This window comes from Streptomyces atratus, assembly GCF_040655115.1.
Classification (GTDB): domain Bacteria; phylum Actinomycetota; class Actinomycetes; order Streptomycetales; family Streptomycetaceae; genus Streptomyces; species Streptomyces atratus_D.
Window position 1 is genome coordinate 86,412 of sequence record NZ_JBFAJH010000013.1, and the last position, 24,563, is coordinate 110,974.

The following is a 24,563-nucleotide window of genomic DNA, read 5'->3' on the forward strand; positions in this document are numbered from 1 at the left end:
CCTCCGGCGATTGAGGAGCGGGGGTCCGGGGGCGGAGCCCCCGGGGAACGATCAGCCCTCGTCCGGCGCCCCGTCGGCCGGCCGGAACGCGAAGTACCCGCCCTCCGACGTCTCGACGGTCTGGCCGTCCTTCTCCGCCGGCGCGCCGCACGGCGTCACGCATGCCCCCTTGCGCCACCACTCCGGCAGCATCGCGATCGCCTCGTCGCCCAGCGGGTTCACCCCCGGCCCCGCCGCCAACGAGTGCCCCACCAGCACGTGCAGGCACTTCACCCGGTCCGGCATGCCGCCCGCGCTGGGAAAGCCCTCCAGCACCTCGATGGCGTCGCGCCGGGCGATGTAGTCCTCGTGCGCGGCACGGTACGCAGCCGCCAGCTCCGGGTCGGTGGCCAGACGCTCCGTCATCTCCTTCATGACGCCGTTCGCCTCCAGCGTGCCGATCGCGGAAGCCGCGCGCGGGCACGTCAGGTAGTACGTCGTCGGGAACGGCGTACCGTCCTCCAGCCGCGGGGACGTCTCGACCACGTCCGGGTTGCCGCACGGGCAGCGGTGCGCGATCGCGCGCAGCCCGCGCGGCGGGCGGCCGAGCTGCTGCTGGAACGCGGCGATGTCCGCCTCGGTGGGCGCGGTGGACTCGGTCTGGGGAGGGGGCGTTTCCATGCCTGCCTTGGATCTACTCGGATGCGTGAACTACGGCTCCGCACAGTGCTGCGGAGACGAGGTGAACAAAGAAAGGAGAAGTCAGTTGCGGTCGGCGCTGTCCACGCCGTCCCACAGGTTGGAGTGCCAGGGCCGGTCGGTCTCCTTCGCCCCTCCGCTGCGTTCCTTCGCGGCGTCGGGGTCGATCACCGTGTAGCTGGTCTCCCCGGGACTCACGTAGTGCAGGTGTTCCCGGGCCAGTCGGCGGATGTACGCGTCGTCCTGGAGGCGCGCCTTCTCGTCGCGCAGCTCCTCGGTGTGCTTCTCGGCCTCCCGTGCCAGCCGCTCCTGGTCGGCGATCTCGTCGCGCTGCGACACGTACTGCCGCATCGGATACGCGAGCGCCACCACCAGCGAGCAGACGACCAGGGCGAGGAAAGCTGCCCGGCCGGTGAGCCGGGAGCGGCGGTCCTGGCGGCGGTTCTGGGACCGGTAGACGCGGGCGGCGGTCTGCTCGCCGAGCAGTCGCAGCCGGGTCGCGGTGGAGAACCGGTCCCGGTCCTTCGCGGCCATGTCTCCGCCTCCCCACTACGCACGTCCGTCCCCGCACACGGTACGGGACCGAGTGCGGGGACGGACGGAGGCCCGGGCCTTTGCCCGGTGCCGGGCCTGCGATCAGCCCTTGAAGCGAGGGAACGCGGAGCGGCCCGCGTACACCGCCGCGTCGTCGAGGATCTCCTCGATGCGCAGCAGCTGGTTGTACTTGGCGACACGGTCCGAGCGGGCCGGGGCGCCGGTCTTGATCTGGCCGCAGTTCACCGCGACGGCGAGGTCGGCGATGGTGACGTCCTCGGTCTCGCCGGAGCGGTGGGACATCATGCACTTGAAGCCGTTGCGCTGGGCGAGCTCGACGGCGTCCAGGGTCTCGGTCAGCGAACCGATCTGGTTCACCTTGACGAGCAGGGCGTTGGCGGAGCCCTCCTCGATGCCACGGGCCAGACGCTCCGGGTTGGTGACGAACAGGTCGTCGCCGACGATCTGCACCTTGGCACCGAGCTTCTGGGTGATGACGTTCCAGCCGGCCCAGTCGTCCTCGTACAGCGGGTCCTCGATGGAGACCAGCGGGTACGCGGAGACGAGCTCCTCGTAGTACTCGGTCATCTCGGCGGCCGAGCGGGACTTGCCCTCGAACTCGTACTTGCCGTCCTTGTAGAACTCCGAGGCGGCGACGTCGAGCGCGAGCGCGATGTCCTTGCCCGGGGCGTAACCGGCTTCCTTGATGGCCTCGAGGATGAGGTCCAGGGCGGCGCGGTTCGACTCCAGGTTCGGCGCGAAGCCGCCCTCGTCGCCGAGACCGGTCGACAGACCCTTGGTCTTCAGGACCTTCTTCAGCGTGTGGTAGACCTCGGCGCCCCAGCGCAGGGCCTCGGAGAAGGACTCCGCGCCGATCGGGGCGATCATGAACTCCTGGATGTCCACGTTGGAGTCGGCGTGCGACCCACCGTTGAGGATGTTCATCATCGGGACGGGCAGCAGGTGCGCGTTCGGGCCACCGAGGTAGCGGAACAGCGGCAGGTCCGAGGCCTCGGAGGCGGCGTGCGCGACGGCCAGCGAGACGCCGAGGATGGCGTTGGCGCCGAGCGAGCCCTTGTTCTCGGTGGCGTCCAGGTCGAACATGGCCTGGTCGATCAGCCGCTGCTCGGTGGCGTCGTAGCCGACGAGCTCCGGGCCGATCTGCTCGATCACGGCGAGGACGGCCTTCTCGACGCCCTTGCCCTGGTAGCGGTTGGGGTCACCGTCGCGAAGCTCAATGGCCTCGAACGCACCGGTGGAGGCGCCGGACGGGACGGCAGCACGGCCCGTGCTGCCGTCGTCGAGGCCGACCTCGACCTCGACCGTGGGGTTTCCGCGGGAGTCGAGGATTTCCCGGGCTACGACGACGTCGATGGACGGCACGAGGCATCTCCTTCTGGGATATGACGCTGGTTGTGCAGGGTCGCTTTGGCCTTGCGCCAAGAGCCTAACCGGCTGGGCCGTCCCGGTCCGCCGACCGCCCGCCTCCTGGGACGAAAAAGGACCCAAGGGCACTCATAGTCGCGCAAAGGTCCGCATGCCTACTGGCCGATAACGACAACGGCTGAACAGTGGATGCGGAAACCCCGATCCGGCGCGCACGGGGGAATCCGCGCCGGATCGGGGTGCTCAGGGAGGAGAGAGCCCGTATCCACGGAGAGTCCGTGTGCACGAGCGCCCGTCCTACTTCGTCAGGTGGAGCTGCTGACCCGGGTAGATCAGGTCGGCGTCCTTGACGATGTCCTTGTTCAGCTTGAAGAGCTGCTGCCAGCCGCCCTTCACCTTGTGCTGCGCGGCGATCTTGCTGAGCGAGTCGCCGGACTTCACCTTGTACTCGCCGTCACCCTTGGCGACCTTCCCGCCGGTCGGCGTGGTGACGGTCTTCTTGGGGGCGGTGCCGCGGTCCGCGCGGGAGGCGGCGGGGGCCTCGGTGCGCTCGGCCTGCTTCGGCGCGGCCTGCTTCGACTCCTGCGCCGGGGCGCTCTGCTGCGCGGTGGAGCCGGTGTTGACGCCCGGGTCGACACCGTCGTTGGTCAGGCCACCGGCGCCGGCGCAGCCCCAGGCTCCCGGGCCCTGCATGTCGAGGAGCTTCTCGGCGGTGGCGATCTGCTGAGCCTTGGTGGCGAGGTCGGCGCGCGGGGCGTACTGCGTACCACCGGCGGCGGCCCAGCTGGACTGCGAGAACTGCAGGCCGCCGTAGTAGCCGTTGCCGGTGTTGATGGACCAGTTGCCACCGGACTCGCACTGGGCGACGGCGTCCCATGTGGCGACGGAGGCGGCGGAGGCGCCGGTCGCACCCATCAGGGGAGCGGCGATGGCGGCACCGGCGACACCGGCGAGCGTGACGACACGGACGGCCCTGGACGGGCGACGGTGCTTGCCCTTGCTGTTCAGCAGCATGGAACTTCTCCTCACCGACGCCTACGAGGTGAGCTGTCGGGTTCGGGCCAAGTGAGTTGCCCGGTCGCATGTCCTAGCACGCGACTTCACCCCGAGCCGGTCCTGACGGCCTTTCGGCCATCGGTCCCGGCGGCTTACCTGGGTCCCCCGCTCCTGCCTACGGCGCTTTACGCGTCTGTTCCCTACGACCGACGGCAGGATTCGGCGTGACGGTCGACGGGGCCCGCGGTGCGAGCGGTTCCGACCGTAAACGTACGCAACCTCGACATTCAAAGATGGGCATAACGGACAATCAGTCCTTACCTGCATCGGACCGCGCAGCGTTTTCGCAGGTGGGGGGCGATACGGACAGGCCCGACAGCCGCGACACGCCAGTTAACGCAAAGAGACCCATGTCTCACTTACGCATAAGCGGACATAGGTCCCTGAACTACCCCGATTTTTGGGGCATTTTTAGCTGCTTATCAGACCGCTCTCACTTCGACTTCCCGTCGAGGTCGAGGCTCTGGCCAGGCAGGATGAGGTCCGGGTCGCCGCCGACCGCACCCTTGTTCGCCTCATAGAGGGCGGGCCATCCACCGGGAACCTTCTGTGCGTCAGCAATCGCCGAGAGGTTGTCGCCCGGCCGGACGGTGTAATCGCCTTCGGCCGCCGTCGCGCGCGTGTCGCGCCCCTCACTGTTACCGCGGGAAGCATGCCGGCCCGAGTCGCGGTCGACGCCCCTGCCCGTGCCCCGACCCACCTCGGGGGCCGGCGCGCCGCGGTGCTTGCCACCCGCCTCGCTGTCGGACGAGCCGGACGAACCAGTCGAACCAGTCGAACTGGAGGATTCGAAGGAGTCGAAGGAGTCGAAGGATGAGTCGGACGAGTCGGACTTCTTGGACGACGGCGTGGCGGAAGACTCGGCCGAGCGCTGGTGCGACGCCTTGCCCGACGGCGCGGCGGACGCAGCCGCGCTCTCCGCCGGTTCGGCCGACGGCACGATTCCCGGGTCGACCCCCGGCAACGGCCCGTCCGCCGTGAGCCCGGAAATCACCGCGCAGCTGGGCCACGCCTGCGGCCCCTGGTCGTCCAGGACCCTCTCGGCGACCACTATCTGCTGCGAGCGGCTGGCGAGGTCGGCGCGCGGAGCGTACGCCTCACCGCCGTACGACTTCCAGGCGTCCTGCGAGAACTGAAGGCCGCCGTAGAAGCCGTTGCCGAGGTCGGCGCTCCACATGCCGCCGCTCTCGCATTCTGCGACCTGGTCCCAGGTCGTGGCGTCGGCGGCGTGCGCACCGGCCGCGCCGAGCAGGGGGATGGCGATGGCCGAACCGGTCACGCCTGCGGCGACGACGATCGCGGGTGCCTGGCGAGGGCGACGGTGCCTGCCGTTCGCGGAGCCCATGGGGTTGCCTTCCGTGTGACTGACAAGTGACTGGTGAGTCGAACGGTGAACGTAGCGGCACTCGAACGCCTGTCACAAGTCGATGCAGCGCAGATCACGTGAAAGTCACAGAGTTGACAGAGTGTCACCCACGTCGGAACGCGGGCCGGGACCGAACTCCACCGGAAGCGTGCGCAGTCCACGCATGATGAGTCCGCCACGCCACCGCAAATCGGTAGGTTCCACCGCAAGCCGCAGGTCCGGGAGGCGCCTCAACAGCGTGGCCAGGGCAGCCTGTCCCTCCAGTCGGGCAAGCGGTGCTCCCAGGCAGTAATGGATGCCGTGCCCGTATCCAAGGTGCTGATTGTCACGCCGTGCGAGGTCCAGTCTGTCCGGGTCCGCGAATCGTGCCGGATCCCGGTCCGCGGCGGCGAGCACCACCAGTACGGGGTCACCCGCCGCGATCCGCCGGCCGCCGAGCGTCAGCGGCTCGGTGGCGAACCGCCAGGTCGCCAGCTCCACCGGACCGTCGTACCGCAGCAGTTCCTCGATGCCGGTCTCCAGCAGCCCTGTCTCCCCCGCGTCGAGCGAGCGTTGCAGCCGCTCCCGCTGCTCCGGATTGCGCAGCAGGGCGTACACCCCGTTGCCGATGAGGTTGACCGTCGTCTCGAATCCGGCGAAGAGGAGGATGAAGGCCATGGCGGCGGCCTCGTTCTCGGTGAGGTGCTCGCCGTGGTCGCTCGCCCGGATCAGCCCCGAGATCAGGTCCTCCCCCGGGTTCTCCCGCTTCCGGTGGATGAGCTCCGCGAGATAGCCGCGCATCTTCTTCACCGACCGGGCCACCCCGCCGCGCGGACCGCCGCCGTGGCGGATCATCATCCCCGCCCAGTCCCGGAAGTCGTCCTGGTCCTCGCGCGGGACGCCGAGAAGGTCGCAGATCGCGTAGATGGGGAGCGGGAACGCGAAGTCGTGGATGAGGTCCGCGGACCCCTCCTCGATGAAGTCGTCGATGAGGCGGTCCGTCAGCTCCTGCACGCGCGGGGCGAACTCGGCGACCCGGCGCGGGGTGAACGCCTTCGAGACCAGCCGGCGCAGCCGGGTGTGGTCGGGCGGATCGATGTTCAGCAGATGCGTCATCAGCTCCGCCTTGCGCTCGCCGGGGATGCCGGTCTTCCCCTTGGCGTGTGCCGGTTCGTCATGATGCGCAGGGTTCTTGGAGAGCCGGGTGTCGGCGAGGGCCTGCCGGGCGTCCTCGTACCGCGTCACGAGCCATGCCTCGACCCCGCTGGGCAGCGCGGTGCGGTGCACGGGGCTGTGGTCGCGCAGCCAGGCGTAGGCAGGGTACGGGTCGGTGGCGAACTCCCAGGTGAAGAGTTCGGGGGCGTCGGCGGGGCTGTCGGCGGGGCTGTCGTTCACCCCCTGACGTTATCCGCCGGCCTCCGCGGCGAGGATCGCGTCCCGGTAGGCGCGGCCCGCAGCGCGCAGGGCGGCCTCGGGGTCCGTGCCGTCCCGTTCCGCGCGTACGGCGAGGGCGAGGAGTTCGTACCCGATGCCGTCACCCGTCGGGAGCGGCACATCGAGTCCGGCGGCACGGACCCGGCTCGCCAGCTTCGCGGCCAGCGCCAGTCCGGGCTGGCCGAGCGGCACGCCGTCGGTGACCGAGTCGCGCTGCTTCTCGAGGGCCTTGGTGCGCAGCCAGTGCGCGTGGACGTCCTCCGGGGTCTCGGCGGTCTCGTCGCCGAAGACATGCGGATGGCGGTGGATCAGCTTCTCGACGAGGGTCGCGGCGACATCGTCGACGGAGAACGGTTCGTCCGGGTCCTCCTCCGCGATCCGGGCGTGGAAGACGACCTGGAGAAGGACGTCCCCGAGCTCCTCGCGCAGTTCGCCGCGGTCGCCGTCCTCGATCGCCTCGACGAGTTCGTAGGCCTCCTCGATGGCGTACTTGGCGAGCCCCTCGTGGGTCTTCTGCGAGGTCCACGGGCACTCGACCCTGATCCGGTCCATGACCTGGACGAGGTCGAGGAGGCGGGCGCCGGGAAGATCGTACGAACCGGGCAGCAGCTCCAGGTTCGGCATCTGCACCCGGCCCGAGCCGGCCAGCCGGGCCAGCCCGTCGGTCAGCGGCTGATTGCCCTCACCACCGGTCACGACCACGACGGTCCGGCCGCCCGCGCAGGCGTCGACGAGTTCCTGCGCGGCGGGCGCGGCGTGCTCGACGGTGACGCCCGCCTCGCGCAGGTAGGGCAGCTGGGGGTGGTCGGGTTCGGCGCAGAGCACCCGGTCGGCTGCGTGCAGCGCCTGCCAGGCGGGCCAGGACAGCAGTCCGGGCGCGACCCGGTGGCTGGCGGTGAGCAGGACGATACGACCGGGGTCTTCAGCGTTCACCCCACCAACCTACTAGGGGGTGTGCGGCACCCCCTAAGCGCCGGCTGCGGCTTCCTGCTGGGCGGGCTTGGTGACCTGGGTGATCCACGGGGCCTTGTAGTTGGCGAGCTGGGTCTGCTTGTTGTCCCAGGTGCCGAAGCGCGGGTTGACGTCGATGTGCAGCGACTTCGACGCCGCGCTGAGCGCATCGCCGAGGGCCTTCTGCCCCGCGGGCTGCTGCAGATCGACGCCGAACGCCTGGGCGAGCTTCGACAGCTGGACCTGCTCGCGCAGGACGGCATCGATCTGGTCCGGGGCGACCCAGCTCTGCTGCAGCATCATCGCCTGCAGCTGTGCCTCTCCCCCGGACTGGGAGACCGCCGACTGCCGCATCTCCTGGATCTCCTTGCGGCTGACCGTGACTCCCGCGTCCGCGGCGGCCTTGTCCAGGATCCGGTCGAAGATCAGCCCGTGCAGCTTGGCCCGGCTGAGCTGCCCGGACTTGTTGATGAGCTGGACGGACTGGTCGGACTCGTTCTGCGCGGTGCGCACGTCCGCCACCTGGGCCTGCACGGTGGACACCTCGATGCGGTCCCCGCCGACCACGGCTGCGGCACCTGGATGGGCCTGGTTGCCGCAGGCGGAGAGAAGCGGCGCCGCGACGAGCATGGCGGCGGAGACGGCGAGCGCGGTGCGACGGCGGTGCAAAGGAGCCTCCCGGGGAGATTGCGACAGCAGGTGCGGCGCGCCGCGCCCCGTTGAGAGGTGGTGGCCGGGCGACGGGCGGGCGCACAAGACCTTGCGGTGATCGATGTTAGGCAGTGGACGTGATCCCGGCCACTGATTCGACCAACGATTCGGCAGGAGCCGGGGATGTGGGCCTGTTCATCACCCCTCCACGGCCGTTTCCGGCCGCAGCATGATCGCGCGCGAGACCACGAACGTGATCGGGATGGCCGCCACCGCCGCGACCAGCGGTGCGTAACGACTGCTGAATCCCACCAGGTCGACCAGCAGCCAGACACCCCCGGTCGTGATGACGACATTGGCGGCGTTGGTCAGCGGGAAGAGCAGGAACTTCTGCCAGGTGGGGCGGGTCCGGTAGGTGAAATACGAGTTCAGCAGGAACGAGCCGGTCATGCTCGACGCGAACGCGATCACATGCGCGGCCAGATACGGCAGTCTGGTCAGCAGGGCCAGATAGCAGCCGTAGTACGTAACGGTGTTCACGACGCCGACGAGTGCGAAGCGGATCATCTGCGCCCGGACCGTCATCGGCGTACGAACTCCCGGGCCTGCTGATTCGGTACGCCGGTATTGCCGGCCTTCACCAGGAAGTGCGGGCGCCGCTTCACCTCGTAATAGATGCGGCCGACGTACTCACCGACCACACCCACTATCACCATCTGTACCCCGGCGAGGGCCGTGACCACGACGACGAGCGTGACGTAGCCGGGCGTGTCCACACCTTTCACCAGGGCGAATCCGACGATCCAGGCGGCATAGGCGAAGGCCACGGACATCAGCACCAAGCCCAGGTACAACGCGGCGCGCAGAGGCTTGTTGTTGAACGAGAGCAGTCCGTCGAGTCCGTAGTTGAGGAGCTTCCCGAAGGTCCAGGCGGAGCGGCCCTGCTCGCGGACCGCATTCTCGTAACCGAAGGTCGTCGTCCGGAATCCGACCCAGGCGAACAGTCCTTTGGAGAACCGGTTGTACTCGGTGAGGTCGAGGACGGCGTCGACCGTACGCCGGGACAGCAGCCGGAAGTCGCCGACGCCGTCGATCAGCTCGACGTCCACCAGGCGATTGATCAGCCAGTAGTAGGCGCGGGCGCCCAGGGTGCGGGTGACACGGTCGCCCTTGCGGGTGCGGCGGGCGATGACCTGGTCGTAGCCGTGGGCGTGCTCGTCCAGCATGCGGCCGATGAGCTCCGGCGGGTGCTGGAGGTCGGCGTCCATGATGACGACCGCGTCGCCGTCGGCGTGCTGGAGACCTGCGAGCATGGCGGCCTCCTTGCCGAAGTTCCGGCTGAAGGAGAGGTAGCGGGTCCGCGGGTCGGCGGCGGCCAGCTCCTCCAGAAACGGAAGCGTGCCGTCCGTGCTGCCGTCATCGACGTAGACCAGCTGGAATTCATGTCCCAGCCGCGTCATGTGGTCCGCGACGCGCGCATGGAAGCGTCCGAGGATCTCCTCCTCGTTGAAACAAGGCACCACCAGCGAGATCAGCACGGAGTATCTCACCCTGTCGGTCAGTCGGTTAAAGATGTTTCACATGGATGATGAGCAACCATTTCGCGAATTGAGCGAGCAAGGAAACAGATCAACACTATTCACTCATCCGTGACTGCCATATTCCTCCGTATGCCGACCTTCCGCCCTCGCCCGGCCGCGGCCTGGCTCGCCGCACTGATCACCGTCGTCACCGTGTGCGCGGGCGATGCGGCGGCCCGCAGCTTTCCGTTCGGACCGCACGCCCGAAGTGTCCATGACCTCGGAAATCAGTTCGTTCCGTTCCACACCCGACGCTGGGACCTGCTGCACGGAAACGCCGACGGCGGGCTGTTCCTGAATGGGTCGTCCGGATACGGGACCAGCTTCCTGCCCGGCCTCGGCACCTGTCTGACCAGCCCGTTCGCGCTGCTCCTCGGGTTCTTTCCGCGGGACCGCATCGACCTCGCGGTCCATGTGGTGACGGTCCTGAAAATGGCGTCGGCGGCGACGCTGACGGCCCTGCTGCTCCTGACGCTGCGCGGCGGGCGCCGGTGGGCGGCGGGGTTGCCCTGTGGTTCGTACGCGCTGTGCGGCTGGTCGGTCGTCGAGGCGTCGTGAACCCGATGTGGCTGGACGGTCTGATCTCGCTGCCGCTGCTCTGCCTGGCCGGGGAGTGGGCCCGGACGGGGCGGCACCGGATCGCCGCACCGTTGCTCGTCGCGGGAGCGTGCCGCCGGTGTGCGTCACCTTCTTGTCGACGGCGTACTGGTGGCCGCGACGGTGCCCGGTGTACAGCGTCGAGGCGTACGGGAAGCCCGTGGTGGTGGAGTACACGTCGTCGTAGCGGGCGTACCAGAGGATCTCCGGCAGGGATATGAACCCGCAGCGCTGTCCGGACCGCACGCCGCAGCGGGACGGCGGTGGCGCCTTCCGATCCCATGAACGCCCGCTGCCGGCGTGCGGCGCAGACCTGCGGACCATTCCCGAACGAACCCGGACCGGCCGGCCTCGGCGGTCGCCGGCCTCAAGCGCACCGGTGCGACCGCCGTCCATGTCACCGCCGACGGCATACGGGCCGAACTACCGCCCGGCAGCACCGGAACGGTCGTGATCGCCGCGCCCCGCATCGCCGGCTGGACCTGCCGGAACCGCCCCGCCGACAACTACCTGGGCCGGCACTAGCCCACGATCGCGACCGGGGCATCCCAGGCGTTCCGGTCGATCGTGAGCGTGCCGCCGGTGTGCGTCACCTTCTTGTTGACGGCGTACTGGTGGCCGCGACGGTGCCCGGTGTACAGCGTCGAGGCGTACGGGAAGCCCGTGGTGGTGGAGTACACGTCGTCGTAGCGGGCGTACCAGAGGATCTCCGGCAGGTCCGTGCGGTTCGTCGCGTTGGCCACGACGGCTGCGCTGGAGTTGCTGAAGCCGTAGAAGCCGGACCAGTACCCCTTGGCCTTGACCGTCTTGTCGAACGACCGGATGTAGGTGAGCACCGTGTTCACACAGGAGGTGTTCTTCGGGTCGAAGTACTCCATGTCGAGGTAGACGGGGCTGCCCGGCTTCATACCGAGCGCGGCCTCCTTCGCCACGGCGTCGTTGGCGTCGGTGACGGCCAGTGAGGCGGCGTTGGTGGCGGTCATCTTCTCGGGGTTGGCGCTCGTCTGGCACGGCGGCTGCGCGCCGACGTACAGCGGGACCAGCTTCCACCCGGTGGCACTGACGGACTTCACCCAGGACGCGGTGAGATTGGGCTGCGCGCAGCCGCGGTTCTTCCCACCGACGTACACGGCGGCACCGTGGTAGACGGAGGAGCTGTACCAGCCCTTCATGGTGGTCAGCGACGGTGCGGTGCAGGTGTCGAAGACATGCCCGGTGTAGATCTTCGGCGCGGGCCTGGAGACGGTGGTGGCGGTGGCGGCCTCGGCGGCGAACGCGCCACCGGCGAGAACGGCGACGCCGGCCACGGCCAGGGAGATGCGGCGACGCTTCTTGGATATGCGGTGAGAGGGCACAGAGACCTCGACAGTGCTCGGAAGAAGTGAGAGGCCGACGGGGCAGGCGAGTCGTCAGCCGCCCCGGCGGCAGATCACGGTCTCATGCCTTGATCGACAGTTCACTGACAAAAGGGGCATCTCATGCAGCCGTTGCAGAAATTTGGCGTGCTCATTGCCTTCCTACCTTCAGGTCCCGCGCCGAAGCCCACGGGAGCCGGGGTCGCCGCCCGCTCCCCCGGCCTGCGCAACCTGCCACTGCACGACGCCGTCCGGAACCAGATCGGCGAGACCGGATATGTCTTGTGCAAGGTGATGGTGGCGTGGGACTGGACGCCCCCGAAGATGCCGCCGGTGAAGTACCCCACCTGCGCGCCGCCTTCGGGCGCGCCATCTCTGACCGACCACGCCCCGACAAGTTGGCCCAGACGTGATTCGAGATGATCGATCAGAGTGGACATGGTTACTTACCCGCCTCGGACCTGGAGTTGCCGGTCGAGCTGACGACGCAGCTCCACCGGCAGCGGGTGGTGCGGCCCGTACATCCGCTCGGTGTCGTAGAGCAGCGCCTGAAGCTGTCCGCGCGCCGCCGCGTGGTCGCCGACCGCGAGCAGCAGATACCCGATGCGCTGACGGATCTCGAAGGAGCGTGCCGGGTCGTTGCCCGTCGCGTACCGGTTCTCGTAGTACGGCAGGACCGCCCGGTACTCCGCGAGCGCGGCCGCCGGTTCGCCCAGCTGTTCCAGGCAGTGCGCCGCGTCGTAGCGGTACTGCAGCGTCTGCGTGTCGGCCGGTCCGGCCTCCGCCGCGCGGTCGTCGGCGAGGCGCCGCAGTTCGGGCAGGGCGCGGCGGTACTGCCCGTCGTCCATCAGGGTCGCCGCGTACTGCTTGCGCAGGATGCGGACCACCGGCGAACCCTCGCCGTGCTGCTCGGCGGCGGCCGGGAGAATGCCGCCGAGGATGTCCACGGCCTGGGTGATCCGGCCCTGCCCGAGCAGCTGCTTGACCTCGTCGACCGCGGCCGCGACATCGGGTTTCGCGGCCACCGGCGCGGGCTGCGCGGCGGGCGGGGTGGTGACGCGGTCGGGCCACGGTGCGTGCGGCCGCAGGAAGGGTCGGGTCGGGTCGAGCGGGCCGGCCGGGAGCCCCGTGCCGCTCGACGGCAGAAGCGGGGTGAGGTGTTCGTACACCTCCTGGGCGCTCGCAGGGCGGTGCTGCGGGTCCTTGGCGAGGAGCCGGAGCACAAGCGCTTCGAGGGGTTCCGGGATATCGGGCCGGATCTGACGGACCGGGAGCGGCGGCTCGTAGAGGTGGCGGTGCAGCACCCCGAGAGCGGTGGAGCCGGCGAACGGCACGTCCCCGCTGAGCAGCTCGTGGAGGAGCACGCCGAGCGCGTACAGATCGGTGTAGGGGCCGACGACGCCTCCCATCGCCTGCTCGGGCGCCATGTAGGCGGGCGAACCGATCGGCGTACCGGTGTGGGTGAGGCGGGTGGTGTCGCTGTCCAGGACGGAGGCGACGCCCAGGTCGAGGACGGTGACCGTGCCGTCCGAACGCACCATCAGATTGCGGGGCTTGAGGTCGCGGTGGACGATCGGCACCGCGTGCACGGCGGAGAGCGCGGCGCAGAGCTGAGCCGCGACGGCGACGGACCACTGCCAGGGGTACGGGTCGTGCTCGGCGAGATGGTCGGCGAGGTCGGACCCCTCGACGTACTGCATGACGAGGAACAGGTCGTCGCCGTCGCTGCCCGCGTCATGGACGGTGACCAGGCCCGGGTGGTCGACCTGGGCGGTGACCCGGCACTCGCGGACGAACCGGCGTCGCAGCTCCTCGACCGCTTCGCTGCCGGTGGGGCCCGCGACCCGGTCGGGCCGGAGCAGTTTCACCGCGACCCGGCGGTCGAGGCGTTGGTCGTACGCCGTCCAGACCTGGCCCATGCCGCCCTGGCCGAGGATGGTCGCCAGCTCGTACCGTCCGGCGATGACGCGCCCGCTCATCGGTCCTCCTCGTGACGGAGGAGGTCGCTCAGTTCGTCGAGCTCGGCGCGGACCTGGTCGATGCGGTGGGGCGGGGTGGGCGCGGGCGCGTGCTGCACGGGCTGCGGGTGCGACCGCGGCTGCGGCTGCGGCTGCGGCTGCGGCTGCGGCTGGTACTGAGGCGGCTGGGGTTGTGCGTACTGCTGAGGCCGAACGGACAGCGGCTGCTGCGTGGGCGCGGTGGTCGCGTACCCGTACCCCGGCGCCGGGGGCGGATACCCGGCGCCGAACTGCTGCTTCGTGAGCTGCTCGTAGTGGCGGATGTCCCCGTACAGGTAGTACGCGCAGGCGGCGACGATCGCCACGAGCAGCAGCGGTATGAAGAAGAAGTCGACGCCGTTGGGATCGGGATTGGTGTCGTCCCTGCCGATGATCGGCAGGAGCACACAGACCAGCACGAAGCCGGCCCCGGTCAGCCACCAGTCGGACGCCCGGCGGCGCACGATCGCCAGCCGCAGCAACGGCGTCCACAGCAGCAGACCGATCGAGCCCACGGCGAGCACGACGAACAGCACACGCATCGACACGATCCAGGCCCGGCTGGGGACCCGGCGCTGCGGCGTCGGCGGATGACCCGGCGCGTACATGGCTGCTCCTGGTACGTGGTCGTGGAGGTCCCGCGCGCACGCGTACGTACCCGTGCGGGTATGTGTACGCGTGCGCATGCAGATCTGGCAGATCTGAGCGTAAGGGGCGACACCGACAACGGCCCACGGGTTGTACGGAACCGTTGTGGTTCAGCTCACTCCGGCGTGACCGTGCCGTCCGTCAGACCGTCGTACATCCCCTGGACCAGCTGTCCGCCGAGCCTGCCGGTCAACCGGAGCGCGTCCTCGAACGCGGCCAGGGAGCGGAACCGTTCCCCGTACCGCTGCTGCTCCGCCAGTGGCAGCCGCGGCAGTTGGAGACGGCGGGCGTCGAGCCGGGTGGCGGTCGACGCATAGCTGCTGGCCTGACGGTTGTTGGCGGTGCCGCGCAGGAAACCGGCGAGGAACCACGGGTCGACGGCGGCCGGATCGGGGCGCAGCAGCTGAAGGTTGCGGCCGAGCGCGGCGCCCGCGGTCGCCTCGTCGATCACTCGGGCGACGGAGCCGCCGCCGAGTACGGGGACGACGACATCGCCCGGCTCGACGAGGACCGGCTCCTCGAGCGGTCCCTCCGCGCCGGCGGGGGCGGAGGGGAGTGTTCCGGAGGGGGCGGTGGAGCCGAGGACGTCGTGTTCCGTGAGGACGGGGACGGGGGCGGATCCGGTGCCGGTACCGGAACCTCCGGTACGGAGGTGAAGGGCGCCCGCGCGGGCGAGCTCGCCGACGGTGGTGAGCGGCCAGTGCGCCGCGCCGGAGACGTCCGCGGGCGGCGGGGTGAGGGTCGCGGTCAGCCGCAGCGTCTCGGTGAGCCGGTCCCGCACGCGGGTGAGTTCACCCGGTCCGCCACCGGCCGTCGGGGACGGCAGATGGCGGGCGGGGGCCAGGTCCACGTCGTCGTCGAGGAGTTCGATGACGGGGACGACCCGGCTGACGCCCGGCCGGTCCTGGCCGGCCCCTTGGGCGGGGACGTCCGGCTCGGAACCGGTCCGCCCGTCGAACGGCTCCCAGGCATCCAGCACGGCACTGCGCACCGCCTGCCAGTCGAGCCGGTCGCGCCCGCCGGACGCGGGGGCGGATGCGGGCGCCGTCGGCGATTCCGCGGGCTCGGCGGTGTCCACCAGCAGCAGTTCGGGCGAGAGGCGGACACCGGCGCCCGGCTTTCGGAGCACCCAGAGGTGGAGCGGGATGCCGTACGGGGGTGCCGCGCCGGCCGGGAGGGCGACGACGGCACGCAACGCGCCGCGGCGCAGCAGATCGGCGCGGATCCGCCGGCCGGAGCGGCGTGATGCGGCGGCCGGCGGCATCAGCAGGACGGCGGTGCCGCCCTCGCGCAGATGGGCCAGGGCGTGCTGGACCCAGGCGAGTTCGGACTCCGCGCGCGCGGGGAGGCCGTACTCCCAGCGCGGGTCGTAGGCGAGCTCGTCGTGGCCCCAGTTGCGTTCGTTGAACGGCGGGTGGCAGAGCACGGCGTCGACGGCGAGCTGCGGGAACGCGTCGGCCCGCAGCGTGTCGCCGGTCCGCACGGCGAGCGCTGTGGGATTGCGGCCCTCGGAGTGCAGGGCGAGGCGGAGGGCGCTGAGCGCGGCAAGATCCGGGTCGGCGTCCTGCGCGTACAGGGCGGTCGGAGCGCTGACAGCGCACAGCAGGGCGCCGGTCCCGGTGGCCGGGTCGAGGACCGTACGGGCGGGCCGGTCGCCGGTCCGGATCAGCTCGGCCATCAGGTCGGCGAGGCCGGGCGGAGTGAGGGTGAACTGGCGCGGATTCGCCGCGAGCTGACGGCCGAGGAGGAACTCGAGGGCCTGGCGGGTTCCTGTCTCGGCGGCGAGTTCGGCGGCGGCCCGCAGCAGAGGGACGGACGCGAGCAGTTCGTCGGCGGTGGGAGTGTGAACAGCCCGCGCGTATCCCGTTCCGCCTCCGGCGTCGCTTCCTTCCGCGTCGCCGGTGGCAGGTCCGAAGCGTGCGGTGAGAAGGCTGTTCAGGGCGAGGTGGAGCACCTTGGCCATCCGCGCGTCCGGCACGGCGGTGATCTCCAGCCAGGCGGTGGGCCTGTCCCGGACGAGAAGCAGGGCGCAGCCCGTGTGCACGAGGGCGGGAACGGCGCCGGCCGGGTGTCCGGCCAGCTGCTGCCAGACCCGTTCACGGAGCGGGACCTCAGCGAGTTTCCCCTGGTCCCGGAGCCACTGTTCGACCTCGGGAAGGGCAAAGGACGGGCTGGTCTCGGTGCCGCCGACCGGCTTGGGGAAGTCTGCGTGGCGGCGGCGCCAGTTGCTGACGGCGGCGCGCCCCACCCCGGCGAGCCGGGCGATTCCGGCCGCGGTCACCTCTGTCGAGTTCTCCGGCACTGGCTCTCCCTGGTCCTGATGCGTCCATACGGATCCGCGCTGCCTGCTGTGTCCTCGAGCATACCGACCCCTTCACCCGCGACGGATTCACAGTGTGCACACACCCATTTTCCGTGAATCATGTTGACCCGGTTCACAAGCTCTGGTCTTATTGACCTGTCGCTACGTCAGGTGGCGCAACGAACCGCTCACCATTCATCCCTGCACGCCGGAGGGCACAGCCATGTCCCAGTTCACGCAGCCGCCGCAGTCCCCGCAGCCCCAGCAGCCGTACGCCCCGGCCCAGACGCCCGGCCTGCGCCCGGCCCGCAACGGGCTCGGCATCTCCGCGCTGATCCTCGGCATCATCGGAGCCGTCTCGGGCCTGATCCCGTTCCTCTTCTGGCTGGCGGGCGTCCTCGGCCTCATTGCCCTGATCCTCGGTCTGGTCGGCCGGGGCCGCGCCAAGCGCGGCGAGGCCACCAACAAGGGCATGGCCACGTTCGGCGCCGTCCTCGGCCTGATCGCGCTGATCCTCTCGGTGGTCGGCGCGGTGATCACCTTCAAGGCGGTGGGCGACGCGGTGGACGAACTCGACAAGGCGGTGTCGGACACCACTGCCTCCGCCCGGCCGAAGGCGGGCGGCACGGACACCGCCGAGGGCAAGGACAAGAAGAAGGACGCCGGGAAGGCGCTGGAGGCCGGCGACTCGGCCGTGTACGACGACGACCTGACGGTCACGGTCGGCGACGCGACCTCGTACACCCCCGACTCGTACGCCGCCGGTCACACGAAGGGCAACAAGGCGTACCGGATCGCGGTCGTCATCGAGAACGCGGGCAAGGAGAAGTTCGACGCGGCGCTCGTGAACGTCGAGGCGCGGGCCGGCAAGGACGGTGTGGACGCCGAGCAGATCTTCGACGGCAAAGTCGGCGAGGGCTTCAGCGGCACGGTCCTGCCCGGCAAGAAGGTCACCGTCCAGTTCGCCTTCGACGCTCCGGCGGACGCCAAGAACCTGACTGTCGAGGTCAACCCCGGCTTCACGTACGACGCCACCCAGTGGGACCTCGCGCTCTGATCCCGGCCCTCCCCCTCCCTTGCCCCTCCCCCAGGACGGAGCCCGCCCATGCGCCCCCCAGCCGGCATCGCCGCAACCGCTCTCCGCACCGCGACGGCGTCCCTCTGCGTGGTCGCCGCCCTGGGAGTCACGGCCTGCGACACGGTGTTCGCCCAGCAGCAGGACCCCGCGCCGTTCGCCCGGCTCAGCGGCCCCGAGGTCGTCAACAAGGCCCTCGCGGCGACCCGGGCGGCCAAGTCGGTACGTATCGCCGTCGGGACGAAGTCGCCGGACGGCGCCCCCGTCCAGACGTACGTCGCCACCGACATCAGGGGCGAGTGCACGGTGACCCTGTCCATGGGCGCGGCGGGCACGATGGAGCTGGTCAGAACCGGCGGCACGGTCTACACCCAGTCCGACGAGGCGATGCTGCGGGCGGCGGGCGCGGGCCGATCCCGCACCACCGTGGACACCGAGGTCAAGAACCTGACGGGCCGCTGGGTGAAGGCACGCCCCTCCGACCGGTACACGGCGGAGGCCCTGAGCTACTGCGACCGGAAGGTGTTCCTCGACCGCCTGGCGGGGAACAGTGCCACCGCCCACAAGGGCCGGGCGGCCACTGTCGGCTCCACGCCCGTGCTGTCCCTCACCGGCACGGCGGGCCGCGGAACATGGACGGCGGCGATCGCCGCGGAGGGCCGACCCCACATCCTGAAGCTGAGCTTCAGCACCGGAACCCCGGTCACGGTCGAGTTCTCCGAGTTCGACCAACCGTTCACGGTGAAGAGACCGGCCGTCTGACACCTGAGGAACCCGCTCGCCCGAGCGGGTTCCTGTTGTGTTCACACGCTGTGCCGCACCCACACATTGGGCTCCACGTACACCGCGTATCCGTGCGCCACCGAAACGTGCACCGGCACCAGCGCCCCCGGCACCTCCACCGGACCGTCCTCGTCGAACGGCAGCCCGGTCCAGGACCGCCACCGCGCGAGGGAGCCGGACACCGTCATCGACACCGGCGCCACCGCCTCGATCACCCCGCCCGCCCGCACATGGACGCGCAGCCACGGGTCGTACGGCAGCCCGTCCTCCGCCCGGGTCCGGCGGGCGTACTCCTCCATCGGAGCCGAGGCGTCCAGGTGCTTGGCGTTCGGCCGCACCGGAGCGACGAGCTCCCGGAACCCGAGCCTCCCGGCGTTCTCCCGCATCGCGGCGACCATCCGCCCCGAAATGCCCTTCCCCTGCCACCCCTTGGCGACGCAGATCTCGATCGCGCTGACCGTGTCCGGCGTGGACCCGCGCCGCAGGTCGGAGAACGCCCACAGCAGCACCTGGTCCCAGCCGCCCTCGGGCAACTCTCCTCGGCCGGGGGCATTCAGCGCGAACGGCACGCTGTAGGCCCGTGCGACGACCGTGCCGTCAGGGTCCGTCGCGACGAGCACATACTCCGGGAACTCAACAGCGATCCGCGGGTAGTTCGCCCACGCGACGAGATCCTCCACGACGAACTCCGGCCAGGTTTCGGGCATCGCGTTCATGGGCCCGGCGAGCTCGGGGCGCGCGGCAAGCGTGGTGATGGTCAGCTCCATCCGCCCCACGCTAGGTGCCGGTATTCCTGCCGGCCACCGAATTCTTCGGTGCGGCATGGAGGCGGCCGACCGGCCGACCTGCACCCGGCGCCCCGCCCTCCCGGCAGAGCGTCCGCCCGGGGGCCTCGTCCGCGACGGCTTCTCAGCCACCCGGCCTCGTCAGCCGCCGCACTGCGCCAGCATCGCCCGCTTGTCGGCCATTGTCACCGGAAGGGCATACTTCAGCGACACCTGCGCGAACCGCACCGCGTACGAGCACCGGATCGACTTGTTCGGCGGCAGCCAGGATGCCGGGCCGGAGTCGCGCTTGGCGGAGTTCGTGGAGCCCGAGACCGGCAGAAGATTCAGCACGTCGTTGGCCAACTGCTCCCGCTTGTCCTTGCTCCAGCGAGAAGCCCCCATCTGCCAGGCGTACGACAACGGCACCACGTGATCTATCTGGACCTCGGTGGCCTTCTCCTTCTTCCAGGCGATTTCCTTGCCGGTGTACGGGTCGTACAGGTCCATCGACACGACCACGCAGTCGGAACCAGCTCGGAACTGGACGTTCCGGCCATGGAGCTTCAGCAAGTCGTTCCGCGTGTCACAACCGTTCCTCGCCAGCGGCACCCCATCCGCCGTGTCCATCCACGCATAGCCGAACTTGTCCCGCTCGTATCCCGTCTTCGGCCCACGTCCCTTGACTGTGAGTTCTTCGACGGGCTTGCGCGCGTTCGCCTTGTCCGTCTCCGACGTGAGCGCGCCGAGCCCCGGCTTCGTTCCGTCCGGATTCGTCAGCGGGCTCGCCGCCCGCCCGGCAGCGACGTCCGGTCCGGACCCCTCAGAGCTGCCGCCCGACTCCAGGTCAGCGCAGCCCGCGACGAGCGCGGCGGCAACGGCGACCGTAAGGACGGCCCTCTTGCCGCGAGTAGACAGCATCCTGTGACTCACGTGCCTCTCACTACGCACAGCCGACCACACCCTGCATACGCTGCGAGAACAGTCTCATCACGGCGCGAAGCATAGAGATAATGCGGGTGTCGCAGCCGTTGCGGGACAGCGGGATGCCGTCGACCGAGTCCTTCCAGGCGTAGCCGAACTCGTCTCGCGCGTAACCGGTCTTCGGCCCGCGCCCCTTGGTGGTCACCTTCTCGATGACCTTCCGGGCGGCGGCCCGGTCCGCCTCGGCGGTGAGGGGTGCGAGGCCCGGCTTCGTGCCGTCGGGGTTGTTCAGCGGGCTGACGCCGAAGCCGCCCGCGGAACCGCCGCCCTGCCGCCCACTCCTGCCGCCCTCGGCGGTCACGCCCTCGGGATCGCAGCCCGCCAGGGACAGCACGGTCGCCGCGCTCAGGGCGGGCAGCATCACTCGGTACGCGCGGGAAGATATCACTCGAAACCGTCCTGACGGGGAGAAAGCCGAACCCGGTGATCCTACGGACGTCTTCCCGCTGACGGGCGTTCAAGGCCGCGACAGGTGTGGGATGCGGCCCGAATCACACCGCGCAGTGCCTCACAGGACCCGCGCGGCGCAGGTGCTGGGCGCGGGCGCCATCGGACTCCCCGCCGCCGGTCGGGGTGACGACGCCCGCCTCACAGGGGTGGCCGCCCGAGCCCTCACCCACGGCTTCGCCACCCTGCCGCTGAGCGGCAATCCGAGCGGCCCGCTGGGCGACCGGAACCCCGAGGAGGTGTTCCGGTCGCTCACCGGGCTGTTGTTCACGACCCCAGAATCGTCGTGAGGAACTCCCCGGTCCAGGCGAGGAGTTCGCGGCCGACGACCGGCTTGCCGCCGATCCGTCCCGTGGTCGGGCGCGGGACCAGGATCTGGTGGAGCGCCGGCTTGATCACCGTCTTCGGGTAGAGGCGCTTCAGGCGCAGTTCCTGCGACTCGCGCAGCTCCACCGGGGCGAACCGGATGTTCGATCCCTGGAGCACGATGTCGCCGACGCCGCAGGCGCGGGCCAGCATGCGCAGGCCCGCGACCAGGAGGAGGTTCTCGACCGGCTCCGGGAGCTTGCCGTAGCGGTCGGTGAGTTCCTCACGGACCGCCTTGATGTCGTCCTCGGTGGTGGCGGAGGCGATCGCGCGGTACGCCTGGAGGCGCAGCCGCTCGCCGGGGGCGTAGTCGTGCGGAACGTGTGCGTCGACCGGGAGCTCGATCTTGACCTCCAGCGGCGGCTCCTCCTCGACACCGCCTTCGAGCGAGGCCCGGTAGTCGGCGACGGCCTCGCCGACCATGCGTACGTACAGGTCGAAGCCGACGCCGGCGATATGGCCGGACTGTTCGCCGCCCAGGAGGTTTCCGGCGCCCCGGATCTCGAGGTCCTTCATCGCCACGTACATGCCCGCGCCCATCTCCGTGTGCTGCGCGATCGTGGCCAGGCGCTCGTGGGCCGTCTCGGTGAGAGGCTTCTCCGGCGGGTACAGGAAGTACGCGTAACCTCGCTCGCGGCCACGGCCGACGCGGCCGCGCAGCTGGTGGAGCTGGGAGAGGCCGAAGTTGTCCCCGCGCTCCACGATCAGGGTGTTGGCGTTGGAGATGTCGATGCCGGACTCGACGATCGTCGTGGAGACCAGGACGTCGAACTTCTTCTCCCAGAAGTCGACGACCACCTGCTCCAGCGCCTGTTCCGACATCTGGCCGTGGGCCGTCGCGATCCGGGCCTCGGGGATGATCTCACGGAGGCGGGCGGCCGCCCGGTCGATGGACTCGACACGGTTGTGGATGTAGAACGCCTGTCCCTCACGCAGCAGTTCACGGCGGATGGCCGCGCCGATCTGCTTCTCCTCGTACGGGCCGACGAAGGTGAGGACCGGGTGGCGCTCCTCGGGGGGAGTGGTGATCGTCGACATCTCACGGATGCCGGTGACGGCCATCTCGAGCGTACGGGGGATGGGCGTCGCGGACATGGTGAGGACGTCGACGTTGGCCCGGAGCTTCTTCAGCTGCTCCTTGTGCTCGACGCCGAAGCGCTGCTCCTCGTCGACGATGACCAGGCCCAGGTCCTTGAACTTCGTCTCGGACGAGAACAGGCGGTGCGTGCCGATGACCAGGTCGACGGAGCCCTCGCGCAGCCCCTCCAGGGTCGCCTTCGACTCGGTGTCGGACTGGAAGCGGCTGAGCGCCCTCACGTTGACCGGGAATTGGGAGTAGCGCTCGGTGAACGTGCCGTGGTGCTGCTGGACGAGGAGCGTGGTGGGGACGAGGACGGCGACCTGCTTGCCGTCCTGGACCGCCTTGAACGCGGCGCGCACCGCGATCTCCGTCTTGCCGTAGCCGACATCGCCGCAGATCAGCCGGTCCATCGGGACGGACTTCTCCATGTCCTCCTTGACCTCGGCGATCGTGGTGAGCTGGTCCGGCGTCTCCGCGTACGGGAAGGCGTCCTCCAGCTCGCGCTGCCACGGGGTGTCGGGGCCGAAGACATGGCCGGGCGCCGCCATCCGCGCCGAGTACAGCTTGATCAGGTCGGCGGCGATCTCCTTGACGGCCTTCTTGGCGCGCGCCTTGGTCTTCGTCCAGTCGGCGCCGCCGAGCCGGTGCAGGGTGGGCGCCTCGCCGCCGACGTACTTGGTGACCTGCTCCAGCTGGTCGGTCGGGATGTAGAGGCGGTCGCCGGGCTGGCCGCGCTTGGCGGGGGCGTACTCGACGAGGAGGTACTCGCGGGTCGCGCCCTGCACCGTGCGCTGCACCATCTCGATGTAGCGGCCGACGCCGTGCTGCTCGTGGACGATGTAGTCGCCCGTCTCCAGCGTCAGCGGGTCGATGGTCTTGCGGCGGCGGGCCGGCATCCGGCCCAGGTCCTTGGTCGCGGTCCGCTGACCGGTCAGGTCCGTCTCGGTGAGCACGGCGAGTTTCAGTGCCGGGTCGACGAAGCCGTAGTCGATCGCGCCGCACGACACATGGACGACGGACGGCGAGATCTCCGCCAGGTCCGGATCGAGGCGGGCCGGGATGCCTTCGCCGCCGAGCACCTCGACGGTACGGGAGGCGAGCCCCTGCCCCTCGGTGACGTACACCGTGCGCCAGCCGTCGGCGAGCCAGCCCTTGGTGTCGGCGAGCGCACGCGCGGTGTCGCCGCGGTACGACTCCGGGGCGTGCATCGTGAGCTTCAGGGTGTCTTCGTCGAGCTCGGCGTCGGCGGCGAACGGGGAGACGGACCACCACATCATGTCCAGCTCACGGGCCCGGTCGCGGACGTCCGCGATGCCCCACAAGGAGGCGGCGCCGACATCGATCGGCGCCTCGCCACCACCGGCGGTCGCCGCCCACGACGCCTGGAGGAACTCCTGGCTGGTGGCGACCAGGTCCGCAGCCCTGGTGCGGACCCGCTCCGGGTCGCAGACCAGCGCCATCGAGCCCTTCGGCAACACGTCGAGCAGCAGCTCCATGTCGTCGACGAGGACCGGGGCGAGGGACTCCATGCCCTCCACCGCGATCCCCTCGGCGATCTTGCCGAGCAGCTCGCCCAGCTCCGGGTGCTGTTCGGCGAGGGCGGCGGCCCGTTCCCGCACCTGGTCGGTGAGCAGCATCTCGCGGCAGGGCGGCGCCCAGAGCCCGTGCTCAGCGATCTCCAGCGACCGCTGGTCGGCGATCTTGAAGTAGCGGATCTCCTCGACGTCGTCACCCCAGAACTCCACCCGGAGGGGGTGCTCCTCGGTCGGCGGAAAGACGTCCAGAATGCCACCGCGGACGGCGAACTCGCCGCGCTTCTCGACCAGTTCGACCCGGGAGTACGCGGCCGCCGCGAGCGCCTCCACGGTCTCGCCGAGATCGGCGCTCTGGCCGATGCGCAGCGCCACGGGCTCCAGGTCCCCGAGCCCCTTGACCTGCGGCTGCAGCACGGACCGCACCGGCGCGACGACCACGCTGACCGGCCCCGTCTCCGGGTCGTCGGCCCTCGGGTGCGCGAGGCGGCGCAGCACGGCGAGGCGGCGGCCGACCGTGTCCGAACGCGGCGAGAGCCGCTCGTGCGGCAGGGTCTCCCAGGACGGGAACTCGGCGATGGTGTCCGGGGGCAGCAGCGTCCGCAGGGCGGCGGCCAGGTCCTCGGCCTCCCGCCCGGTCGCGGTCACGGCGAGCACGGTCCGCCCGGCCTCGCGGGCCAGTGCGGCCACGGCGAAGGGGCGGGCGGCCGCCGGGCCGACGAGGTCCACATGCATCCGGTGACCGTCGGTGGCGGCCCTCACCGCTTCGGCGAGCGCCGGGTCACGTACGACGACATCCAGCAGACCGTGCAGACTCATGAAGGGCTTCCGTCCGGGTAACGAGGGAGGTTCCGGCAGCCGGCTGCTGCCAGGGGGCAACGCGAAGGGCCCGACACGTATCACGGGCCGGGGGTTCCAGCGTACGACTCCCCTCCGACAGCCGCGCCCGCAATCCGGCTCAGCGGGTCGGATCCGGCCGCTGACGCCGGTGGCCGCCGGCACGTCGCACCCGACGAA

At 70.2% G+C, this 24,563-nt stretch carries 22 protein-coding genes, 2 pseudogenes and 1 riboswitch; of the genes and pseudogenes, 6 read left to right on the top strand and 18 right to left on the bottom strand.

The window, feature by feature from the left end; translation table 11 throughout:
• Nucleotides 1-51: 51 nt before the first annotated feature.
• The 10 genes from AB0I23_RS17410 to AB0I23_RS17455 all read right to left on the bottom strand — a co-directional run bounded on the left by AB0I23_RS17410 (nucleotide 52) and on the right by AB0I23_RS17455 (nucleotide 9,573).
• Nucleotides 52-660, bottom strand: coding sequence for a DUF501 domain-containing protein (locus AB0I23_RS17410; protein ID WP_359110092.1), 609 nt, complete (start codon nucleotides 658-660; stop codon nucleotides 52-54).
• Between the two features lie 81 nt (nucleotides 661-741).
• On the bottom strand, nucleotides 742-1,212 hold the full coding sequence (locus AB0I23_RS17415) for an FtsB family cell division protein (RefSeq protein WP_359110094.1): 471 nt from the start codon (nucleotides 1,210-1,212) through the stop codon (nucleotides 742-744).
• Between the two features lie 102 nt (nucleotides 1,213-1,314).
• Nucleotides 1,315-2,595: a phosphopyruvate hydratase gene (gene eno, locus AB0I23_RS17420; RefSeq protein ID WP_030926869.1), complete on the bottom strand. Its 1,281-nt coding sequence runs from the start codon at nucleotides 2,593-2,595 to the stop codon at nucleotides 1,315-1,317.
• A 300-nt stretch (nucleotides 2,596-2,895) separates the two neighbouring features.
• The gene (locus tag AB0I23_RS17425) at nucleotides 2,896-3,612 is read right to left on the bottom strand and encodes a transglycosylase family protein (RefSeq protein ID WP_359110095.1); all 717 of its coding nucleotides are present in this window, start codon (nucleotides 3,610-3,612) and stop codon (nucleotides 2,896-2,898) included.
• A gap of 3 nt (nucleotides 3,613-3,615) precedes the next feature.
• Nucleotides 3,616-3,787, bottom strand: a riboswitch (cyclic di-AMP (ydaO/yuaA leader).
• Between the two features lie 300 nt (nucleotides 3,788-4,087).
• Nucleotides 4,088-4,999: a transglycosylase family protein gene (locus tag AB0I23_RS17430; protein ID WP_359110097.1), complete on the bottom strand. Its 912-nt coding sequence runs from the start codon at nucleotides 4,997-4,999 to the stop codon at nucleotides 4,088-4,090.
• A gap of 105 nt (nucleotides 5,000-5,104) precedes the next feature.
• A complete protein-coding gene (locus AB0I23_RS17435; RefSeq protein ID WP_359110099.1) occupies nucleotides 5,105-6,394 on the bottom strand; it encodes a cytochrome P450 family protein in 1,290 nt (429 codons plus the stop codon).
• A gap of 9 nt (nucleotides 6,395-6,403) precedes the next feature.
• Complete coding sequence (locus tag AB0I23_RS17440) at nucleotides 6,404-7,366, bottom strand: nucleoside triphosphate pyrophosphohydrolase (protein ID WP_359110101.1); 963 nt, start codon at nucleotides 7,364-7,366, stop codon at nucleotides 6,404-6,406.
• A gap of 33 nt (nucleotides 7,367-7,399) precedes the next feature.
• Nucleotides 7,400-8,053 carry a SurA N-terminal domain-containing protein gene (locus AB0I23_RS17445; protein WP_359110103.1) on the bottom strand — a complete coding sequence of 218 codons (654 nt, stop codon included), beginning with the start codon at nucleotides 8,051-8,053 and terminating at the stop codon, nucleotides 7,400-7,402.
• A 180-nt stretch (nucleotides 8,054-8,233) separates the two neighbouring features.
• Nucleotides 8,234-8,620, bottom strand: a complete 387-nt coding sequence (locus AB0I23_RS17450; protein ID WP_359110105.1) for a GtrA family protein — start codon at nucleotides 8,618-8,620, stop codon at nucleotides 8,234-8,236.
• Nucleotides 8,617-9,573 (bottom strand): glycosyltransferase family 2 protein, encoded by a 957-nt coding sequence (locus AB0I23_RS17455; protein WP_359110107.1) that lies wholly within the window; start codon nucleotides 9,571-9,573, stop codon nucleotides 8,617-8,619. Before AB0I23_RS17455 ends, AB0I23_RS17450 begins: the two co-directional genes overlap by 4 nt.
• Nucleotides 9,574-9,705: 132 nt before the next feature.
• On the opposite strand from AB0I23_RS17455, the pseudogene AB0I23_RS17460 reads away from it, so the two are divergent.
• Together AB0I23_RS17460 and AB0I23_RS17465 are read left to right on the top strand one after the other, a co-directional pair.
• Nucleotides 9,706-10,277 (top strand): annotated as a pseudogene (locus AB0I23_RS17460) (YfhO family protein); the annotation flags it as partial.
• A gap of 235 nt (nucleotides 10,278-10,512) precedes the next feature.
• On the top strand, nucleotides 10,513-10,737 hold the full coding sequence (locus AB0I23_RS17465) for a hypothetical protein (protein ID WP_359110196.1): 225 nt from the start codon (nucleotides 10,513-10,515) through the stop codon (nucleotides 10,735-10,737).
• On the opposite strand, the gene AB0I23_RS17470 is transcribed toward AB0I23_RS17465, so the two are convergent.
• From AB0I23_RS17470 to AB0I23_RS17480, 3 genes are all read right to left on the bottom strand, one after another.
• Nucleotides 10,734-11,567 carry a glycoside hydrolase domain-containing protein gene (locus tag AB0I23_RS17470; protein WP_037694908.1) on the bottom strand — a complete coding sequence of 278 codons (834 nt, stop codon included), beginning with the start codon at nucleotides 11,565-11,567 and terminating at the stop codon, nucleotides 10,734-10,736. The genes AB0I23_RS17465 and AB0I23_RS17470 overlap by 4 nt on opposite strands.
• A 446-nt stretch (nucleotides 11,568-12,013) precedes the next feature.
• On the bottom strand, nucleotides 12,014-13,546 hold the full coding sequence (locus tag AB0I23_RS17475) for a serine/threonine-protein kinase (protein WP_359110109.1): 1,533 nt from the start codon (nucleotides 13,544-13,546) through the stop codon (nucleotides 12,014-12,016).
• Nucleotides 13,543-14,172, bottom strand: coding sequence for a hypothetical protein (locus tag AB0I23_RS17480; RefSeq protein WP_359110111.1), 630 nt, complete (start codon nucleotides 14,170-14,172; stop codon nucleotides 13,543-13,545). Before AB0I23_RS17480 ends, AB0I23_RS17475 begins: the two co-directional genes overlap by 4 nt.
• On the opposite strand from AB0I23_RS17480, the gene AB0I23_RS41690 reads away from it, so the two are divergent.
• Entirely contained in the window at nucleotides 14,171-14,269 is a 99-nt protein-coding gene (locus AB0I23_RS41690; RefSeq protein ID WP_436846950.1) for a hypothetical protein, read from the top strand. The two genes, AB0I23_RS17480 and AB0I23_RS41690, sit on opposite strands and share 2 nt — an antisense overlap.
• Before the next feature lie 58 nt (nucleotides 14,270-14,327).
• Here AB0I23_RS41690 and AB0I23_RS17485 read toward each other — a convergent pair whose 3' ends face one another.
• Nucleotides 14,328-16,514: an N-6 DNA methylase gene (locus AB0I23_RS17485; protein ID WP_359110113.1), complete on the bottom strand. Its 2,187-nt coding sequence runs from the start codon at nucleotides 16,512-16,514 to the stop codon at nucleotides 14,328-14,330.
• A gap of 223 nt (nucleotides 16,515-16,737) precedes the next feature.
• Here AB0I23_RS17485 and AB0I23_RS17490 point away from each other — a divergent pair, with 223 nt between their 5' ends.
• Together AB0I23_RS17490 and AB0I23_RS17495 are read left to right on the top strand one after the other, a co-directional pair.
• Nucleotides 16,738-17,571 (top strand): DUF4190 domain-containing protein, encoded by an 834-nt coding sequence (locus AB0I23_RS17490; RefSeq protein ID WP_359110114.1) that lies wholly within the window; start codon nucleotides 16,738-16,740, stop codon nucleotides 17,569-17,571.
• 48 nt (nucleotides 17,572-17,619) lie between these two features.
• Complete coding sequence (locus AB0I23_RS17495) at nucleotides 17,620-18,351, top strand: hypothetical protein (RefSeq protein ID WP_359110116.1); 732 nt, start codon at nucleotides 17,620-17,622, stop codon at nucleotides 18,349-18,351.
• A gap of 41 nt (nucleotides 18,352-18,392) precedes the next feature.
• Here the strand turns inward: AB0I23_RS17495 and AB0I23_RS17500 are convergent, their stop codons facing one another.
• The 3 genes and pseudogenes from AB0I23_RS17500 to AB0I23_RS17510 form a co-directional block, all read right to left on the bottom strand.
• Nucleotides 18,393-19,139 carry a GNAT family N-acetyltransferase gene (locus tag AB0I23_RS17500; protein WP_359110118.1) on the bottom strand — a complete coding sequence of 249 codons (747 nt, stop codon included), beginning with the start codon at nucleotides 19,137-19,139 and terminating at the stop codon, nucleotides 18,393-18,395.
• A 159-nt stretch (nucleotides 19,140-19,298) separates the two neighbouring features.
• Nucleotides 19,299-20,057: an HNH endonuclease family protein gene (locus AB0I23_RS17505; RefSeq protein WP_359110120.1), complete on the bottom strand. Its 759-nt coding sequence runs from the start codon at nucleotides 20,055-20,057 to the stop codon at nucleotides 19,299-19,301.
• Nucleotides 20,058-20,151: 94 nt separating this feature from the next.
• A pseudogene (locus AB0I23_RS17510) lies at nucleotides 20,152-20,481 on the bottom strand (HNH endonuclease); the annotation flags it as partial.
• A 142-nt stretch (nucleotides 20,482-20,623) separates the two neighbouring features.
• On the opposite strand from AB0I23_RS17510, the gene AB0I23_RS17515 reads away from it, so the two are divergent.
• The gene (locus AB0I23_RS17515) at nucleotides 20,624-20,857 is read left to right on the top strand and encodes a hypothetical protein (protein WP_436846951.1); all 234 of its coding nucleotides are present in this window, start codon (nucleotides 20,624-20,626) and stop codon (nucleotides 20,855-20,857) included.
• Here AB0I23_RS17515 and mfd read toward each other — a convergent pair.
• Nucleotides 20,835-24,365 (bottom strand): transcription-repair coupling factor, encoded by a 3,531-nt coding sequence (gene mfd, locus AB0I23_RS17520; protein ID WP_359110122.1) that lies wholly within the window; start codon nucleotides 24,363-24,365, stop codon nucleotides 20,835-20,837. The genes AB0I23_RS17515 and mfd overlap by 23 nt on opposite strands.
• Nucleotides 24,366-24,563 lie beyond the last annotated feature (198 nt).

Excerpts from the sequence above, each read along its gene's own strand:
- AB0I23_RS17430 (WP_359110097.1), bottom strand. The coding sequence starts at position 4,999 with ATGGGCTCCGCGAACGGCAGGCACCGTCGCCCTCGCCAGGCACCCGCG.
- AB0I23_RS17410 (WP_359110092.1), bottom strand. The coding sequence starts at position 660 with ATGGAAACGCCCCCTCCCCAGACCGAGTCCACCGCGCCCACCGAGGCG.
- AB0I23_RS17505 (WP_359110120.1), bottom strand. The coding sequence starts at position 20,057 with ATGCTGTCTACTCGCGGCAAGAGGGCCGTCCTTACGGTCGCCGTTGCC.
- AB0I23_RS17475 (WP_359110109.1), bottom strand. The coding sequence starts at position 13,546 with ATGAGCGGGCGCGTCATCGCCGGACGGTACGAGCTGGCGACCATCCTC.
- AB0I23_RS17425 (WP_359110095.1), bottom strand. The coding sequence starts at position 3,612 with ATGCTGCTGAACAGCAAGGGCAAGCACCGTCGCCCGTCCAGGGCCGTC.
- AB0I23_RS17480 (WP_359110111.1), bottom strand. The coding sequence starts at position 14,172 with ATGTACGCGCCGGGTCATCCGCCGACGCCGCAGCGCCGGGTCCCCAGC.
- AB0I23_RS41690 (WP_436846950.1), top strand. The coding sequence starts at position 14,171 with ATGGCTGCTCCTGGTACGTGGTCGTGGAGGTCCCGCGCGCACGCGTAC.
- AB0I23_RS17415 (WP_359110094.1), bottom strand. The coding sequence starts at position 1,212 with ATGGCCGCGAAGGACCGGGACCGGTTCTCCACCGCGACCCGGCTGCGA.
- mfd (WP_359110122.1), bottom strand. The coding sequence starts at position 24,365 with ATGAGTCTGCACGGTCTGCTGGATGTCGTCGTACGTGACCCGGCGCTC.
- AB0I23_RS17495 (WP_359110116.1), top strand. The coding sequence starts at position 17,620 with ATGCGCCCCCCAGCCGGCATCGCCGCAACCGCTCTCCGCACCGCGACG.
- AB0I23_RS17450 (WP_359110105.1), bottom strand. The coding sequence starts at position 8,620 with ATGACGGTCCGGGCGCAGATGATCCGCTTCGCACTCGTCGGCGTCGTG.
- AB0I23_RS17500 (WP_359110118.1), bottom strand. The coding sequence starts at position 19,139 with ATGGAGCTGACCATCACCACGCTTGCCGCGCGCCCCGAGCTCGCCGGG.
- AB0I23_RS17490 (WP_359110114.1), top strand. The coding sequence starts at position 16,738 with ATGTCCCAGTTCACGCAGCCGCCGCAGTCCCCGCAGCCCCAGCAGCCG.